General features: G+C 72.3%; 10 protein-coding genes. 7 read left to right on the forward strand and 3 right to left on the reverse strand.

Features of this window, described 5'->3' with window-relative positions; translation table 11 throughout:
- Window positions 1-17: 17 nt before the first annotated feature.
- The gene (locus MQE23_RS10970) at window positions 18-1,088 is read right to left on the reverse strand and encodes a LacI family DNA-binding transcriptional regulator (protein ID WP_347710128.1); all 1,071 of its coding nucleotides are present in this window, start codon (window positions 1,086-1,088) and stop codon (window positions 18-20) included.
- Window positions 1,089-1,641: 553 nt separating this feature from the next.
- Here MQE23_RS10970 and MQE23_RS10975 point away from each other — a divergent pair.
- Window positions 1,642-3,699: a SpoIIE family protein phosphatase gene (locus MQE23_RS10975; RefSeq protein ID WP_243382588.1), complete on the forward strand. Its 2,058-nt coding sequence runs from the start codon at window positions 1,642-1,644 to the stop codon at window positions 3,697-3,699.
- A gap of 61 nt (window positions 3,700-3,760) precedes the next feature.
- Here the strand turns inward: MQE23_RS10975 and MQE23_RS10980 are convergent, their stop codons facing one another.
- Window positions 3,761-4,525: an SIS domain-containing protein gene (locus tag MQE23_RS10980; RefSeq protein WP_037670298.1), complete on the reverse strand. Its 765-nt coding sequence runs from the start codon at window positions 4,523-4,525 to the stop codon at window positions 3,761-3,763.
- Window positions 4,526-4,686: 161 nt separating this feature from the next.
- Between MQE23_RS10980 and MQE23_RS10985 the strand changes: the two genes are divergently transcribed.
- The 6 genes from MQE23_RS10985 (at window position 4,687) to MQE23_RS11010 (ending at window position 13,976) form a co-directional block, all read left to right on the forward strand.
- Entirely contained in the window at window positions 4,687-5,571 is an 885-nt protein-coding gene (locus MQE23_RS10985; RefSeq protein WP_020273798.1) for a MurR/RpiR family transcriptional regulator, read from the forward strand.
- A 108-nt stretch (window positions 5,572-5,679) separates the two neighbouring features.
- A complete protein-coding gene (locus MQE23_RS10990) occupies window positions 5,680-9,918 on the forward strand; it encodes an NEW3 domain-containing protein (protein ID WP_243379034.1) in 4,239 nt (1,412 codons plus the stop codon).
- Window positions 9,915-10,559 carry a hypothetical protein gene (locus MQE23_RS10995; protein WP_020273802.1) on the forward strand — a complete coding sequence of 215 codons (645 nt, stop codon included), beginning with the start codon at window positions 9,915-9,917 and terminating at the stop codon, window positions 10,557-10,559. Before MQE23_RS10990 ends, MQE23_RS10995 begins: the two co-directional genes overlap by 4 nt.
- Before the next feature lie 128 nt (window positions 10,560-10,687).
- Window positions 10,688-12,061, forward strand: a complete 1,374-nt coding sequence (locus tag MQE23_RS11000; protein ID WP_243379035.1) for a sugar ABC transporter substrate-binding protein — start codon at window positions 10,688-10,690, stop codon at window positions 12,059-12,061.
- A gap of 2 nt (window positions 12,062-12,063) precedes the next feature.
- Window positions 12,064-13,101 carry an ABC transporter permease subunit gene (locus MQE23_RS11005; protein ID WP_020273804.1) on the forward strand — a complete coding sequence of 346 codons (1,038 nt, stop codon included), beginning with the start codon at window positions 12,064-12,066 and terminating at the stop codon, window positions 13,099-13,101.
- Window positions 13,098-13,976 carry a carbohydrate ABC transporter permease gene (locus MQE23_RS11010; protein ID WP_020273805.1) on the forward strand — a complete coding sequence of 293 codons (879 nt, stop codon included), beginning with the start codon at window positions 13,098-13,100 and terminating at the stop codon, window positions 13,974-13,976. Before MQE23_RS11005 ends, MQE23_RS11010 begins: the two co-directional genes overlap by 4 nt.
- On the opposite strand, the gene MQE23_RS11015 is transcribed toward MQE23_RS11010, so the two are convergent.
- Window positions 13,940-16,120: a glycoside hydrolase family 3 N-terminal domain-containing protein gene (locus MQE23_RS11015; RefSeq protein ID WP_243382591.1), complete on the reverse strand. Its 2,181-nt coding sequence runs from the start codon at window positions 16,118-16,120 to the stop codon at window positions 13,940-13,942. The genes MQE23_RS11010 and MQE23_RS11015 overlap by 37 nt on opposite strands.
- Between the last annotated feature and the right edge of the window lie 48 nt (window positions 16,121-16,168).

Consider the following 16,168-nt stretch of genomic DNA (forward strand, 5'->3'; position numbering starts at 1 on the left):
CTCCTCACGTGGTGCGGCTACGGGCGGGCGTGCGCGGAGTCCTGGTCGCGTACCGGCCCGGTGGAGGCCCGTACGGTCAGTTCGACTGCCTGGCCGGGTTGTGCGGCCGGGGCGGGGCGGCCCTCGATCAGGGCGATCAGTACGTCGACGGCGCGGTCGGCGACGGCGGCGAAGTTCTGCCGGACGGTGGTCAGCGGCGGGAAGAGGTAGGCGGCGGCGGGGATGTCGTCGTAGCCGACGACACTCACGTCGCCGGGGACGGCCCGGCCCGCGTCGGCGAACGCGCGCAGGGCGCCGATGGCCATGTCGTCGTTGGCGGCGAACACGGCCGTGACGTCGGAGAGTTCGGCGAGCTGCCGTCCTGCGGCGTAGCCGGAGGCCGGGCTCCAGTCGCCCGGTGACGGCAGGGGTGGTTCGGGGGCGCCGGCGGCGGCGAGCGCCTCGCGCCAGCCGCGCAGGCGGTCGCGGGCGGCCCACCAGTCCTGCGGACCGGGCACGTGCCAGACGGTGCGGTGCCCCAGGGAGAGCAGGTGCTCGGTGGCGAGCCGGGCCGCCGCCACACCGTCGGCGCCGACCACGGCGCTCGTGCCCGGCGTCAGCTCCACGCCCTCGCCGAGGCTGACCACCGGCAGTTCGGCGCTCAGTCTGAGCGGCGTGCCGTCGTCGATGGGCTCGGACAGCACGATCCCGTCCACGCCCTGTTCCAGCAACGCGTCCACGGCGACCGAGACTTTCTGCCCTTCCAGGGTGCTGGCCAGGGCGACGGAGTAGCCGGCGCGCTGCATCGCCCGCTCCAGGGCGATGAGCAGGGTCGAGGGGCCGTAGAGCGAACTGCCCAGCGAGACCACGCCGATCCGGCGGTAGCGGCCGAGGAGCAGGGCCCGGGCGGCGGTGTTGGGACGGTAGTCCAGGTCGCGGACGGCCCGCAGGACGCGGTCGCGCACCTCGGGGCTGACGTGCGGTTCGCCGTTGACGACCCGCGACACGGTCTTCTGCGACACCCCGGCGGCCCGCGCGACCTCGGTCATCCCGGGGCCACGCCGCCGGCGCCCACCGGCGGCCGGGTGGCCTTCGGCTCCGCTCGTCATGTGGTCTCCCGGGGGTGACAAAAGGGTGTGGACTACGTAGTCAACGACGGCACGATGGATGAACGGGCCGGGTATGACTACGTAGTCACGCCAGTGTCGAGGCGCCTCACCGCCGCGTCAATGGTCCGGACGGAAGCGGTTTCCCGGTGCACGGTGCACGGGGTGTGCGGCTTCCGCAACGGCTTTCCTGGGCGGCTGGACAGAACCCGGGGCCTCGCGGAGGATGTGGGCGATGCGGCCCGACCCCAAGCACTTTCTCACCCACGCGGTCCGTCGCGTCGCGCGCGCCGGACATCCGGCGCAGGTACTGGAGGAACTCTGCGGGGCGACGGTGCCGTCCGTCGCGGACGCCCTCGTCGTGTATCTCGACGCCGCGCCGGGCACCGCGGACCCGACGGCCTCCGACGCGCAACTGCGCCTGAGCGGAACGGGGTTCCGCCGCTCCCCCATCCCGGCCCAGCCCTCCGGCCCGGCCTCGTCCCCGGCGGGCGGTCCGCCCTACGACACCGGCGCGCAGTGGCATCCCGGGTCCCAGGACGGGCTGTGCGGTGTCCTGGGCGGGGCGGCGCCGGTCACCGTCTCGATGGCGCCGTCCGGCGTCCTGGCGAAGGTCCTGGACGCCGGCGAGGCGCTGGGCGGGGACTCCGGTGATCTGGATCCGGCCCTGCGCGAGCTGCTGGGGCCGAACTCCCGTGTGCCGCGGGGGGACCGTGTTCTCCTCGTCCCCCTCGTCGGCCCCGAGGGCACCGTGGGTGCCGCTCTGTTCCTGCGGCGCCCCGACCGGGACGTCTTCCGGGCGCAGGACCGGCAGGTGCTCGGCGAGTTGTCGGCTCATGCCGCGCTCGGCGTGAGCGGGACGCCGCCGGCCTCGCACCCGGCGGCGCCCCCGCCGCCCCAGGCCTCGCGAGCCGCTGCCGCCGGACCGATGCGGCAGGACGCGGACCGGCTGCGGTTCGTGGGTGCCGCGACGCGGCGGATCAGCCGTGCCATGGATCTGGACGAGATCGTGGCGGGCCTGTGCCGGGCCGTCCTGCCCAGCTTCTCGGACGGGATCCTCGTCTGTCTGCGCGAGCCGCTGCCGGTCGGCGACGAGCGGCCCACCGGCCCGTTGGTCCTGCGGCTGCACCGCGCCGACCGCGCCCCGGCGGAGGACGACACGGACGCCTCCCCGTCCTCCGAGCCGGGCATGCCCGCCCCCGGACTGCGCGAGGTCCGGCCGGGCAGCGATCTCGCCGAGGTGCTGCGGGGCGTGCGCCCGGTGTTCACCGACTCCCCCGCCGGCCGCGGCGCACTGTCCGAACTGACCGGCGAAGACGGCGCGTTCGCCCCGCCGGACGGACAGCGCGCGATCCTCGCCCCGCTGCGTGGCCGGCGCCGCGTCATCGGCACGGTCCTGTTCCTGCGCCGCCCCGAGAGCAGGCCCTTCGAGGTCAACGACCTCCTCGTCGCCGCGCAGCTCGCCACCCACAGCGCCCTCGGCATCGACAAGGCCGTGCTGTACGGCCGCGAGGCCCACATAGCCGACGAACTCCAGCGCACGATGCTGCCCGAGACCCTGCCCAGCCCGCCCGGCATCCGGCTCGCCGCCCGTTACCTGCCCGCCGCCGAATCGGCCCGGGTCGGCGGCGACTGGTACGACGCCATCCCGCTGCCGGGCAGCCGGGTCGCCCTGGTCGTCGGCGACGTCATGGGCCACTCCATGACGTCGGCCGCCATCATGGGCCAGCTGCGCACCACCGCCCAGACCCTCGCCGGCCTGGGGCTGCCGCCGCAGGAGGTCCTGCACCACCTCGACGAACAGGCCCAGCGCCTCGGCGCCGAGCACATGGCGACCTGCCTGTACGCGGTGTACGACCCGGTCTCGCACCGCATCACCATCGCCAACGCCGGGCACCCGCCGCCCGTCCTGCTCCACCCGGGCGGCCGGGCCGAGGTGCTGCGCATGCCGCCCGGCGCGCCCATCGGCGTCGGCGGCGTCGACTTCGAGGCGGTCGAGCTCGACGCCCCTGGGGGCGCGACGCTGCTGCTCTACACCGACGGCCTGGTCGAGTCCCGCCTGCGCGACGTGTGGACCGGCATCGAGCAGTTGCGCGACAAGGCGGGGACCACCGGCAGGCTCGCCGGACCCGACCGTCCCCCCGCGCTGGAGACCCTGTGCGACGACGTGCTCGACATGGTCGGCCCCGGCGACCGGGACGACGACATCGCGCTGCTGGCCGCCCGCTTCGACGGCATCGTGCCCGGCGACGTGGCGTACTGGTCCCTGGATCCGGAGGACGCCGCGCCCGGCCAGGCCCGCCGGCTGGCCCGCCGCACCCTGTCCCGCTGGAACCTGGAGGAGCTCGGCGACTCCGTCGAACTCCTCGTCAGCGAGCTCGTCACCAACGCCGTGCGCCACAGCTCCCGGCCCGTCACCCTCCGCCTGCTGCGCACCGATGTGCTGCGCTGCGAGATCGGTGACGACGCGCCCGAACTGCCACGCCTGAGGCGCGCCCGGCCCACGGACGAGAACGGCCGGGGGCTGTACCTGGTCAGCCGGCTGGCCATGCGGTGGGGCGCGGCCCGGCTCAGCACCGGCAAGATCGTGTGGTTCGAGTTCGCCCGGCCCTGAAAGGCCACAAGCGTCGGTCCTGAAGCGTCTCAGGTCCGGACGGCCTCCTGGAAACGCCGGTTCAGCTCGCCGTGCGGCGGATCCGGCCCGCGTACTTCTTCTCCAGCTCCAGGTTGCCCTCGAACCCGCCGGGCACGTTGGCCGAGACGTAGACCGGGGGGCGCTCGCCCGCGGCGAGGAGGCGGCCGGCCGCCTCGGCGACCGTCATCTGGACCAGCATCACGCCGGTGAGCGTGGACAGGGCGCAGACCGAGCCGCCGCCGGGGAGTTCGAGCAGGGAGTCGCCGCGCGGGGCGGCGTTGTCGAGGACGACGTCGGCGATGTCGGCCAGCTTCCGGCCGCTGGGATGGGCGGCGGGGACGGCCCGGGTGTGGGCGAGGGAGGTGACGGCCAGGACGCGGTGGCCGTGTTCCCTGGCGTGCAGGGCCATCTCCACGATGACGTTGTTGACGCCGGAGTTGGAGATGACGACGAACAGGTCCTGGGGATTGGGGGCGGCCAGTTCGTAGAGCCGGGCGGCCACCCCGGCCCGGCGTTCGAGGAGCGGATCGTCCAGGACGGCCGGGTCCTCGCCGCCGTAGAGGACGAGGTCGGCGATGCTCAGCCGGTTGGTGGGGACCAGTCCGCCCGCGCGCCCGGCGAGTTCGAGGACGAGGGCCTGCGAATGGCCCGTCCCGAAGGCCTGGACGACGCCCTCCGCGCGGACGCACTCGGCGACCAGGTCCGCGGCGGCGGCCACGTCGTCCCGGGCGGATTCGATGACGTGCTGGAGGACGGCGAGGCTCTCCCGCGCGAACCCCTGGGCGCTCACAGACTCGACGGACACGCGTCACGCTCCCCACTGATGGATTGATTCACCCTACACTTCTCCACTGATGAATCAATAAATCACACACCTCCCCGGTCATCAATCGGGGCGTGGATCGGGCATCGGTCGGGTCCTGGTATTCAATCCGCGCCTGGAAGGGTGGCTGGTACCTTCTCCCCATGCCTCCCACGGACGTCACCACACTGATCCGCACCGAGCTGCCCCGGCTGGCGGGGTCCCTGCGGAAGGTCGGCGAGCTGATCCTGGAGGATCCGGCCGCCGTCACCCACTGCTCGGCCGCCGAGCTGGGCCGCCGCACCGGCACCTCCCAGGCGACGGTGACCCGTTTCTGCCGGGCCATCGGGCTGGACTCCTACCAGCACCTGCTGATCGAACTGGCCCAGGAGCGCGGCCGGGGCGAGGCCTCCGACTGGGGGACCGCCGAGATCGGTCCGGACATCTCCCCGGACGACAGCCTCGAACGGGTCGTCCAGGTCGTCGGCACGGCCGACCTGCGGGCCATCCAGCAGACCATCGACCGGATCGACCTCGACGCGCTCGAGCGTGCGGCCCAGGCGCTGTCCCGCGCCCGGCGCATCGACGTCTACGGCGTCGGCGGCAGCGGCGCGGTGACCCAGGAGACGGAGACCCGGCTGTTCCGCATCGGCTGCGCGGTCCGCGGCTGGACCGAGGTGCACGCGGCCGCCACCTCCGCGGCCCTGCTCACCCCCGCGGACGTGGCCATCGGCATCTCCCACTCCGGGGCGACCCGCGAGACCCTCGAACCGTTCGAGATGGCCAAGGAGCGGGGCGCCACCACGATCGCCCTGACCACCGACCCGCGCTCGCCGCTGTCCAGGTCCGCCGACATCCGGCTCATCTCGTCCTCCTCGGAGACCAGCTTCCGGGCCGAGAGCATCAGCAGCCGGCACTCCGTCCTGATGCTGGTCGACTGCCTGTACGTGCGGGTCGCCCAGCTCACCTACCAGCGGGCGAGCGCCTCGTTGGCGCTGACCGACCACATCACCCCGCAGCACGCCGTGAAGTCCCGGCGGGCCAGGTGATCCGACCGAGCGTGCATGGATGAACCACCAAGTTGACGTGAAGATGGTTGTTTGAATCACTCCTGCCGTGCAGGATGGGGCTCCCCCCAGAGCACTCGTAGGAGCCCCATGCGCGTCACCTCTGTCGAGTCGACCGAGCTCTTCACCGGGACCACCGAGCAGCCGCGCCAGGTGGTGGCCGTCGAACTGAGCCACACTCCGGGCCGGACCGTGCGGCTCACCGTCGAGGGCCCGGGCCTCACCGGCACCGCGGAGGCCACAGCCGGCGAGGACGGCACCGTACGCGCGGAGATCCCCGTCACCGGCGAGGACCTGGTCCCCGGCGACCGCCGCGAGATCACGGTCACCGCGGCCGACGGCGACCAAGTCACCACCCGTACCGGCGAGTTCACGGCGGCCGAGCCCGGCTGGACCATGTTCATGGTCAGCCACTTCCACTACGACCCCGTCTGGTGGAACACCCAGGGCGCCTACACCGAGACCTGGGACGTCGCCGACGACTCCGCCGCCACCGGCCTGCCCGCCCGCACCTTCGACTCGCGCGGCCAGTCCGGCATGAGCCTGGTCCGGGCCCACTGCGACCTGGCCCGTCGCGACCCGGCGTACACCTTCGTGCTCGCCGAGGTCGACTACCTCAAGCCCTACTGGGACGCCTTCCCGGAGGAGCGCGCCTTCCTGCGGCAGCTGATCCGCACCGGCCGCGTGGAGATCATGGGCGGCACCTACAACGAGCCCAACACCAACCTCACCGGCGCCGAGGCGACGATCCGCAACGCCCTGTACGGCGACGGCTTCCAGCGCGGCATCATCGGAGCGTCCCCCGAAACCGCCTGGCAGCTGGACGCCTTCGGGCACGATCCCCAGTTCCCGGGTCTGATGGCGGACGCGGGGGTCGGCTCCAGTTCGTGGGCGCGCGGGCCGTTCCACCAGTGGGGGCCGACGCTGTCGGTGTTCGGCGAGGAGCCGAGGGACCCGGGCCGGATGCAGTTCCCGGCCGAGTTCGACTGGATCGCCCCGTCGGGACGCGGGCTGCTGACCGCGTACATGGTCAACCACTACGGCGCCGGCTGGGCCATCGACAACGCGCCCGCCCTGCCCGAGGCGGAGGCCGCCGCGTACACACTCTTCCAGCGGCTCAAGCAGGTCGCCCTCACCCGCAACGTGCTGCTCCCGGTGGGCGGGGACTACGCGCCGCCGTGCCGCTGGGTCATGGACATCCACCGCGACTGGAACGCCCGGTACGTCTGGCCCCGCTTCGTCAGCGCGATCCCCCGGGACTTCTTCGCCGCCGTCCGCGCGGAACTGGAGGCCGAGGGCCGCAGGGCATCACCCCAGACCCGCGACATGAACCCCGTCTACACCGGCAAGGACGTCTCCTACATCGACACCAAGCAGGCCCAGCGGTACGGCGAGACCCTCCTCGCCGACGCCGAGGCCTGGGCGACACTCGCCTCCCTTCTCACCGGCCGCCCCTATCCGGACGCGGCCCTGGACAAGGCCTGGCGGCAACTCGTCTACGGCGCCCACCACGACGCCATCACCGGCTCGGAGTCGGACCAGGTCTACATCGACCTGATGACCGGCTGGCGGGAGCTGCACGACCTCGCCCGGAGCGTGCACGCCGACGCGACCCAGGCACTGGCCGACCAGGTTACCCCGGGCGACGGCCCCGACCTGGTCGTGTTCAACTCCGCTACCTGGGAGCGCCGTGACGTGCTGACCGTCGACGACCCGGGGCTCGTACCCCAGGGGCTCCCCGCGGTCCGGGAGGACGGCCGGCTCCATGTCGTCGTCCCGGAGGTGCCCGGCATGGGCCTCACAGCGCTCCCGCTCACCGAGGGCTCCGCCCCCGGCTGGGCGCCCGGCGAAGGGCTGACCATCCGCAACGAGTTCTACGAGGTGACGGTCGACCCGGCGCGCGGCGGTGGCGTCAGCGCTCTGCGCGCCCTGGCCGACGGCGGCCGGGAGCTGCTGCGCCCCGGAGACATCGGCAACGAGATCGTCGTCCAGGAGGAGTACCCGAGGCATCCGCGCTTCGGCGAGGGCCCCTGGCACCTCACCCCGACCGGCACGACCGCGGCCCGCGGCCGGGACGTGACCGCCGAGGTGCGCGTCGAGCACTCCCCCGCCGGTTCCCGCATCACCGTCACCGCCGACCTCGGCCTCTTCCGCTACACCCAGCGGCTCACCCTGTGGCAGGGCGTCGACCGGCTCGACGTCACCACGACCGTCGACGGGTACGACGGCGCCGACCGGCTGATCCGGGTGCGCTGGCCCTCGGACGTACGCGGCGGACTGCCGGTGCACGAGGTGGCGGACGCGGTGATCGGGCGCGGGTTCGGCTTCGTCGAGGTGGACAGCGAACGGTTCCCGTGGACGCTGGACAACCCGGCCAACACCTGGTTCGGCATCGGCTCCACCGCCCGCGTCGCCGTCCACGACGACTCCGGCGTCCTCCTCGGACACCGCTCCATCGGCGTCGCCGAACTCGTCTACGCCGACTGGGACATCGCGGGCGACCTCGGCACCCCGCTCGCGGCGGCCCTGGTCCGCGCCGGGGTCACGGCGACCTCGACCATCGCGGGCGGCCCGCGCTACGGCGACCTGGAGGTCGACTCCAATCTCCCGGACGTCCGGATCGCCGTCGGCGGCCCCGACCGCAACGCCGTGGTCGCCGAGGCGCTCGGCTGGGACCCGGCGGCCGGCCGGGAGCTGAAGCGCCAACTGGCCGAACGGGGTGTGGCCGCCGTCTGGGTCGCGCCGCGCGCCTGTCTGCGCGAGGAGTGGGTCCCCGGGGCCGATCTGCGCGATCTGGAACGCCTGCCGCTGCTGGTGGTGGCGGGCGCCCGGCCGGAGGACGACGCCAAGGCGGTCGACGCGCTCGTCGCCGACCTGGACGACTTCACGGTGACGGCCACGGCCGCCGGCGGCGGCGAGGCACTGCCGCCCGGCGACGCCTGGGACGGCCGCAGCTTCGCGATCCTCAACCGCGGCACGCCCGGCTGCGTGATCACCTCCTCCGGCGACCTCTACATGTCCCTGATGCGCTCCTGCACCGGCTGGCCGTCCGGGATCTGGGTGGACCCACCGCGCCGCACCGCCCCCGACGGCTCGGGATTCCAGCTCCAGCGCTGGTCGCACACCTTCGAGTACGCCGTCGTCGCGGGCACCGGCGACTGGCGCGAACTGCGGCTGCCGCAGGCGGGGCACGCGTACAACCGCCCACTGACGGCACGGCTGCGGCAGTCCGCCGGTGACCTGCCCTCGGGTACCCGGTCCTCCGATGCCCTGCCGGTTAAGGCCACCCTGCTCGGCCTGGAACCCTCCGGCGAGGTGCTGCTCGACGCGCTCAAGCCGCTCGGCTCCCCGCTGGCCCGGGGCAGCCAGGCACCCGTGGATCCCGGACGGGGCCTCGTCGTCCGCGTGCACGAGGTCGACGGCCGACCGGTACGGGCACGCGTCACCGGGCCGGTGGCATGGACGGCGGGCGCCCGCGCCGACGTCCTGGAGAGGCCCGGGGCGCCTCTCGCCCCGGAGGAGACCGGCGGCCTCGAAGCCGACCTGACCGGCTTCGAGGTCGCCACCCTCCTCGTCACGCCGGCCCATGCGCCGGAAAGCGCGGTCGGCCCCGGCATCGGCGCCCACGAGCCCGCCCAGCCCGTCGCCACCCGCTACTGGCTGCACAACTCCGGCCCTGCCCCACGGGGCAACATGCCGGTCGCCGTGTACCTCTCCCCCATCGCCCTCACCGCCGACGGCCCGGTCACCGCGACCGTCCGGGTCTCCTCGGAGCTCACCGACGCGCCCGTGTCGGGCACGGTGGCCTTCGAGGTGCCGCCCGGCTGGAGCGCCGAGCCCGCCACACTCCCGTACACACTCGGCCCCGGCGGCTTCACCCTCACGGACATCACGGTGACGCCCCCGCCGGACCCCGTCCCCGGCCGGCACTGGCTCGCCGCACGGCTGTCCTACGACGGCCAGACGTACGAGGACGTGGTGGCCCTGGACGTGCCGGACGGGCACACGGGCCCGACTCTGATGACAGATCTGGGAGTTGACCGGGTGACCGTACGCCGGGGCGAACGGGCCCGGGTCCCCGTGACCCTGCGGAACCCCACACGCGGCCCCGTCAACGGCACCCTGTGGGCCGTCTCCTCCTGGGGCACCTGGCCCGGAGTCGCCCCGGCCTGCCAGGGCTTCACGGTGCCCGGCGGGGAGCAGCGGGAGTGCGCGATCGAGGTGGACGGCGCCGCGATCCCACCGGGTTCGTACTGGCTGATGGCGAAGACAGCCTGGCACGGCTGCGTGGCGTACACGAAGGCAGTGGAGCTGGAGGTGACGCCATGAGGGAGGAGTACGCGGCGCGCGTCCGGGGTGAGGCGATCCCGAAGCAGCACGTGGAAACCTTCCTGAGCACCGTTGCCCCCAGGGGCGCGGGGAACTGCGCGACCAGCCACGACGCCGCCGCACAGGCAAGACGACACCGCCAACAACGGCGCTGGGCAACCCAGGTCATCGTCACCGACGAACTCGCCCGCCACGCCTGCGCGGAACGCGGCCTGGCCCCACCGGACGACGTCCTGCCGATGCACCTGCTCACCATCCCGGAAACCGACGTCGCCGACCTGGGCAGCATCATCGCCGCAGCCCTCGCCCACTCCCCCGCCGCCCGAGCCCTGCTCGCCGACCTGGAACGCGAGCAACACATCCCCGAAACGGCCGTACGGGACTACTACGACCGCAACCGGGACCGCTTCCTCGCCCCCGACGCGCTGAGGCGCGGAGTCGACCCGTTCAACACCGTTGAACCGTCGGACATCCATCCCTACGAGCACGTCCGCGACGGCATCGCACAGCAGCTGCGCCACGCCGCAGCCCGCCGCGCCTTCTTCGACTGGCTCGACCGGGCAAAGGCGGACGTCGTGTACGCCGAAGGCCACGAACACCCCGGCGACCCCTCCCAGCCGGACCACGAACACCGGCACTGATCGCCGCACGCAACCGAACAGCAACACGGCAAACCATTGACCTCCGATGAATTCTGGTCCACCTTTTCATCAATCGAAGTCCAACTTGGTGATTTGATCCAGCGAAGACTGGTCCCAGGAGGGCAGCAATGCGCGCAAGAAGACTCACCGGATCCCTGACCTGTCTGGTCGTCCTGACGCTGACGGCCGCCGGCTGCGGTCTGTCCGGCGGGGGTTCCGACGGCGGTGACGCCACGGCCGGCGGCTGCAAGGTCGACAAGGGCAACGTCGGTTCCGGCAAGCTCTCCGGCGACGTCAACGGAAAGATCACTTTCCAGACCACCAACCTGAAGAAGGACTTCGGGAAGTACTTCAACGGCGTCATCGACGCCTTCGAGCAGGCGCACCCCGGCACCAAGGTCAACTGGATCGACGACCCGGGCGACGCCACCTTCACCCAGCGCCTGGTCGCCGACGCGCAGGGCTGCACGCTGCCGGACGTGGTGAACATCAACGTCAACACGGCGGTGGCCCTGACGAAGAACGGCTACCTGCTGAACCTGGACGACAAGGCCCCGGACGCGGGCAAGCCGTTCGCGCCCGCGCTGTGGAAGTCGAGCATGTACGCCGACGGGGACGGCAAGAAGGTGCACAGCGTGCTGCCCTGGTACTCGGGCGGCATCGTGCAGACCTTCAACACCGACCTGATGGAGAAGGCGGGCCTGGACCCGGCGAAACCTCCGACGACCGTCCTCGGCCTGTTCGACGACGCGGAGAAGATAGCCAAGGCCTCCGACGGCAAGTACTACGCGTTCCTCGCCAACCCGCAACTGCGCATCCCCGCCGACTGGCAGCAGATGGACATCAAGATCCTCTCGCCGGACGGCAAGAAGTTCACCTTCGCCGACGACCCGAAGACGGCCCAGTGGGTCGAGGCCATGACGAAGCTCTACAAGGCCGGCGGCATGCCGAGGGACTCCCTGTCCTCCACGCAGGACCCGGCCAACGTCTACGGCCAGGGCAAGCTGGTCTACGGCCCCACCAACCCCAACTTCCTGCGGTTCATCCAGCAGAACAACCCGAGCGTCTACAAGAAGACGGGCGTGGCCCCCTTCATGCTGGACGCCCTCGGCCACACCGTTGGCGCCCCTCAGTACATCGGTGTCGCGTCCACCAGCAAGAACGCCTCGACCGCGCTGGCCTTCGCGCAGTTCCTGACGAACGCCGAGAACCAGCTCGCCTGGGCCAAGGACCCGAACGTCGTCATCTTCCCGTCCACCACGGCCTCCCTGAACGACCCGTTCTTCCAGTCGGTCAAGGGCGACGACCCGTTCGCCGAGGCCCGCAAGATCGTCGCCAGTGACCGCAAGACCGCCACGGCCGACGAGATCGCGCTGACGCCCGGCGAGCTGAACGCCATCTCGGCCCAGATCCAGCTGGCCATGCAGGGCAAGAAGAGCGCCGAGGACGCTCTGAAGGAGGCCCAGTCCAAGGCGAACCAGCTGATCGAACAGGGCAGTTGAGGATGACCCAACCGACCGTCCACCAGGCGCCCGTCCCCGCTCCCCCGGGTGCGGGCGCCCGCCGCCCCGGTGCTTCCCCCTCGCCTGGCACGCCGGGGCCCCTGCGCCGCGCCCTCCGCTTCGTCCTGCCCGGCCCGAGCGCCGACGCGGGGGGCGCGGCGCTCTACCGCCGCTGGTGGCTGCCCTGGCTGTGGATGACCCCGGCCATCGTCGGCGCGACCGTGTTCGGGGTCTTCCCGTTCCTCAACACGGTCGTCGTCTCCTTCACCGACGCCAAGCCACTCGGCGGGGCGTACGACGTCGTCGGCCTGGAGAACTACCGCCGGATGCTCAGCGATCCGGACTTCTGGCTGGCCACCCGCAACAGCCTGCTGTACGCCCTGTTCGTCGTCCCGCTGATGGTGCTGCTGCCGCTGCTGCTCGCGATCCTCGTGGAGAAGAACCTGCCGGGCATCGGCTTCTTCCGCTCGGCGTTCTACACGCCGGTGCTCGCCTCCAGCGTGGTCGTCGGTCTGAGCTGGCAGTGGCTGCTGAGCGACCAGGGACTGGTCAACACCTGGCTCCAGAAGGCCCACATCATCCGCGAGGCCATCCCGTTCCTGTCCGACTCGTGGCTGATCCTGCTGTCGGCGATGGGCCTGACCCTGTGGAAGGGCCTCGGCTGGTACATGATCTTCTACCTGGCGGCCCTGGGCAACGTCCCAAGGGAACTGCACGAGGCGGCGGCCGTGGACGGCGCGGGTGCCGCGCGCCGCTTCTGGCACATCACCGTGCCCGGCGTCCGCCAGTCGATGATGCTGGTCGGCACCCTGACCGGCATCGGCTCCCTGCGGGTCTTCACCGAGATCTACATGCTGGGCGGTGCCACCGGTGGCCCGGGCGGCGCCGACCGCACGCTGCCCTTCTACATCCGCGACGTCGGCCTCGACCCGCTCACCGGCAACGCCGGCTACGGCGCGGCGGTCAGCGTCGCCCTCTTCGCGCTCACCCTTGGCCTCACGCTGCTCGCCCAGCGCCTGACGAAGGAGGACGAGGCATGACGACCGCCGTCGACAAGCCCCGGCGCCTGATGCCCCGCTGGCGGGACTACGGCCGCCCGCGCGAACTGGTCGTCCGCTACCTGCTGTTGGTGTTCGTCCTCTTCATCACCGTCGGCCCGCTGCTGTGGCAGTTGCTGTCGTCCCTCAAGGGCGCGGGCGAGGACGTCTTCGGCGCCGGCGCCTCCCTGATCCCCCGTCACCCGTCGCTGCGGGCGTACCGCGAGGTCTTCGACCAGGTACCGGTGTGGACGTACATCCGCAACAGCGTGTTCGTCGCCCTGCTGTCCATCACCAGCCAGCTCGTCTTCTCCACCATGGCCGGCTACATGCTGTCCAAGCCCGGCTGGAAGGGCCGCAAGCTGGTCTGGATCGTGTTGCTGGCGTCCATGATGTTTCCCTTCGAGTCGATCATGGTGTCGCTGTTCCTCAGCGTCCGGGACATGGGTCTGGTCGACAACCTGGTGGGCGTCTGGCTGCCCGGCTTCGTCGCCGCGATCAACGTCCTCATCATGCGGGCCGCGTTCCTCGCCGTGCCGCGCGAGATCGAGGACGCGGCGATGCTGGACGGGGCGGGCGAGTGGAAACGCTTCCGGTACCTGTATCTGCCCTCCGCCTACGGCGCGATCCTCGTCGTCACCATCAACACCTTCATCAGCGCCTGGGACGACTTCCTGTGGCCGCTGATCGTGCTGCGCACCGAGGACCACTTCACGCTGACGCTGGGCCTGGCCCGGCTCCAGACCTCGTCCTTCGGCTATGACCAGCGGATGGTGATGGCGGGCTCGGTGATCTCCGTGATCCCCGTGCTGGTGCTGTTCGTCATCACCCAGCGGTGGTTCTACAAGGGGGTTTCCTCGGGGGCCGTGAAGCTCTGAGTCGGTACGGCGGTCAGGGCGGCCCGCGCGGACGCGGCGACGCGGAACTCGACCACCGTGCCGGGCGGCACGGCTGCGGCGAAGTCGGCGCCGAGCGGGAACGTGACCGTGCGGGTCTCGCCCGGCGCCAGATCGACGGCCCGGAAACCGTGCAGTTCGAGCGTGCGCGGCCAGACGGGGGTCCGCAGCCGGCGCAGGTAGAGCTGGGCGACGGAACGGCCGTGGCGCCGGCCCGTGTTGGTGACATCGGCCTCGACGGCGTGCCCGGACAGCCGCGGCGGACCGTACGCGAAGCTCGTGTACGACAGTCCGTGCCCGAAGGAGTGCAGCGGCTCGGCGCTGTCGTCCACGTAGCCGCCGTACTCGGTGTCCTTGTGGTTGTAGTAGACGGGGAGCTGGGCCGCGGAGCGGGGCACGGAGACCGGCAGCCGGCCGGCCGGCTCGGCTAGCCCGAGCAGCACCTCGGCGATCGCCTCACCGCCCCACGGGCCGGGGTACCAGGCGGTGAGCAGCGCGGCCGCCGTGTCGGGCACGACGTGCGGGCGGCCCTGGACCAGCACGACCACGGTCGGCGTCCCCGTCGCGACGACGGCGTCCAGCAGCGCGTACTGGGCGTCGCCCAGCCGCAGCCCGGCCAGATCGACGCCCTCGCCGCAGGTCATCTCGGACACGACGGTGCGCGCGGCTCCGTTGGCGTCGAAACCGGTCCCGGCGGAGCGCGCGCTGCTGCCGCCCAGCACCAGCACGGCGACGTCGCAGGCGGCGGCCCGGTCGATCGCCTCGGGGATGCCCGACAGGTCGCCGCCGGTGAGGGCGCATCCCCGGGCGTGGCGTATGTCGACGCCGGCCGGGGCGAGCTTCCGCAGCCCGTCGAGGACGCTGGTGCCGGTGCCGGGCCGTTGCGGGGCGGTGTAGTCGCCCAGTTGGTGGGCGACGGTGTCGGCGTGCGGACCCAGGACGGCGATACGGGAGACGGTCGCCGGGGAGATGGGCAGCACGCCGTGGTCGTTGCGGAGGAGGGTGACGGCGGCGCGGGCGACGGCGGTGCTCAGGTCGCGTCCGACGGCCGGGGACGGCAACGGCGAAGCCCGGTAGGGCTGTTCGAACAACCCCAGGCGGAATTTCAACCGCAGGACGCGTGCCACGGCCTCGTCGAGAGCGGCCTCGCTCACCAGGCCTCGCTCGACCGCCGCCTCCAGATGCGTGAAGCCCTCGTCCCACAGGCTCAGATCCACCCCCGAGTTGAGCGCGAGGGCGCCTGCGGAGACCTTGTCCCCGGTGATCCGGGCCAGCCGGTCCACAGCGAGCCCGTCCGCCATGACGAGCCCCTGGAAACCCCAGCGTTCCCTGAGCAGTTCGTGGAGCAGGGCGCGGTTCCCGGAGCAGGGCAGGCCGTCGACCTCGTTGTAGGCGGCCATGACGGCGGCGGCTCCGGCCCGGACCCCGGCGCGGGCGGCGGGGAGGTGGATCTCGTGCAGCTCCCGGAGCCCGAGCTCGGACTCGGCGGAGTTGCGGCCGCCGACGGTGGCGCCCTGCCCGGCGAAGTGCTTGAGGACGACGGGGGCCTTGTCGGCGGGGAAGTACTCGGCGGGTGCGCCCTGCATGCCGCGCACCAGCGCCTCCGTCAGCCGTGCGGCCAGATACGGATCCTCGCCGAAGCACTCCTCGGTCCGCCCCCAGCGCGGGTCGCGGGCGATGTCGAGGGCCGAGACCAGGGCGACATGCCCGCCGCGAGCGCGCAGTTCGGCGGCGGCGTGCGCGGCGGCCCGTTCGTACAGCCCGGGGTCCCAGGTGGCACCGACGGCCAGGTTGACGGGCAGGACCGTGCCGTCGAGGGCCATGTGCCCGTGCGGCACCTCCTCGACGAACAGGGCCGGGATGCCGAGCCGGCTGCGTTCGACGACGTGGCGCTGGACGAGGTGGGCCAGTTCGGCGCCGTCCCCGGCGCCGGATCCGGTGGCGTGGTCGACCCCGGACCAGGCGTCGGCGCGCAGCAGCCCGTACAGCGCGCCGAGTCCGGCGAAGCGCTCGGTCTCGGCGTACAGGGCGTCGGTGAGCTCGAAGCGGCCGTCGGGGGTACGCCGGTAGGCGTCCCAGCCGTACATCCGCTGGTTGAGCTGGCCGGCCTTCTCGCGCAGGGTCATACGGGAGAGCAGGTCACGGACGCGGGCGTCGACCGGGGCGGCGGGATC

This window comes from Streptomyces sp. HP-A2021 (assembly GCF_022807935.1).
GTDB lineage: Bacteria > Actinomycetota > Actinomycetes > Streptomycetales > Streptomycetaceae > Streptomyces > Streptomyces afghaniensis.

Excerpts from the sequence above, each read along its gene's own strand:
- MQE23_RS11000 (WP_243379035.1), top strand. The coding sequence starts at position 10,688 with ATGCGCGCAAGAAGACTCACCGGATCCCTGACCTGTCTGGTCGTCCTG.
- MQE23_RS11015 (WP_243382591.1), bottom strand. The coding sequence starts at position 16,120 with ATGACCCTGCGCGAGAAGGCCGGCCAGCTCAACCAGCGGATGTACGGC.
- MQE23_RS10990 (WP_243379034.1), top strand. The coding sequence starts at position 5,680 with ATGCGCGTCACCTCTGTCGAGTCGACCGAGCTCTTCACCGGGACCACC.
- MQE23_RS10985 (WP_020273798.1), top strand. The coding sequence starts at position 4,687 with ATGCCTCCCACGGACGTCACCACACTGATCCGCACCGAGCTGCCCCGG.
- MQE23_RS11010 (WP_020273805.1), top strand. The coding sequence starts at position 13,098 with ATGACGACCGCCGTCGACAAGCCCCGGCGCCTGATGCCCCGCTGGCGG.
- MQE23_RS10970 (WP_347710128.1), bottom strand. The coding sequence starts at position 1,088 with ATGACGAGCGGAGCCGAAGGCCACCCGGCCGCCGGTGGGCGCCGGCGG.
- MQE23_RS11005 (WP_020273804.1), top strand. The coding sequence starts at position 12,064 with ATGACCCAACCGACCGTCCACCAGGCGCCCGTCCCCGCTCCCCCGGGT.
- MQE23_RS10995 (WP_020273802.1), top strand. The coding sequence starts at position 9,915 with ATGAGGGAGGAGTACGCGGCGCGCGTCCGGGGTGAGGCGATCCCGAAG.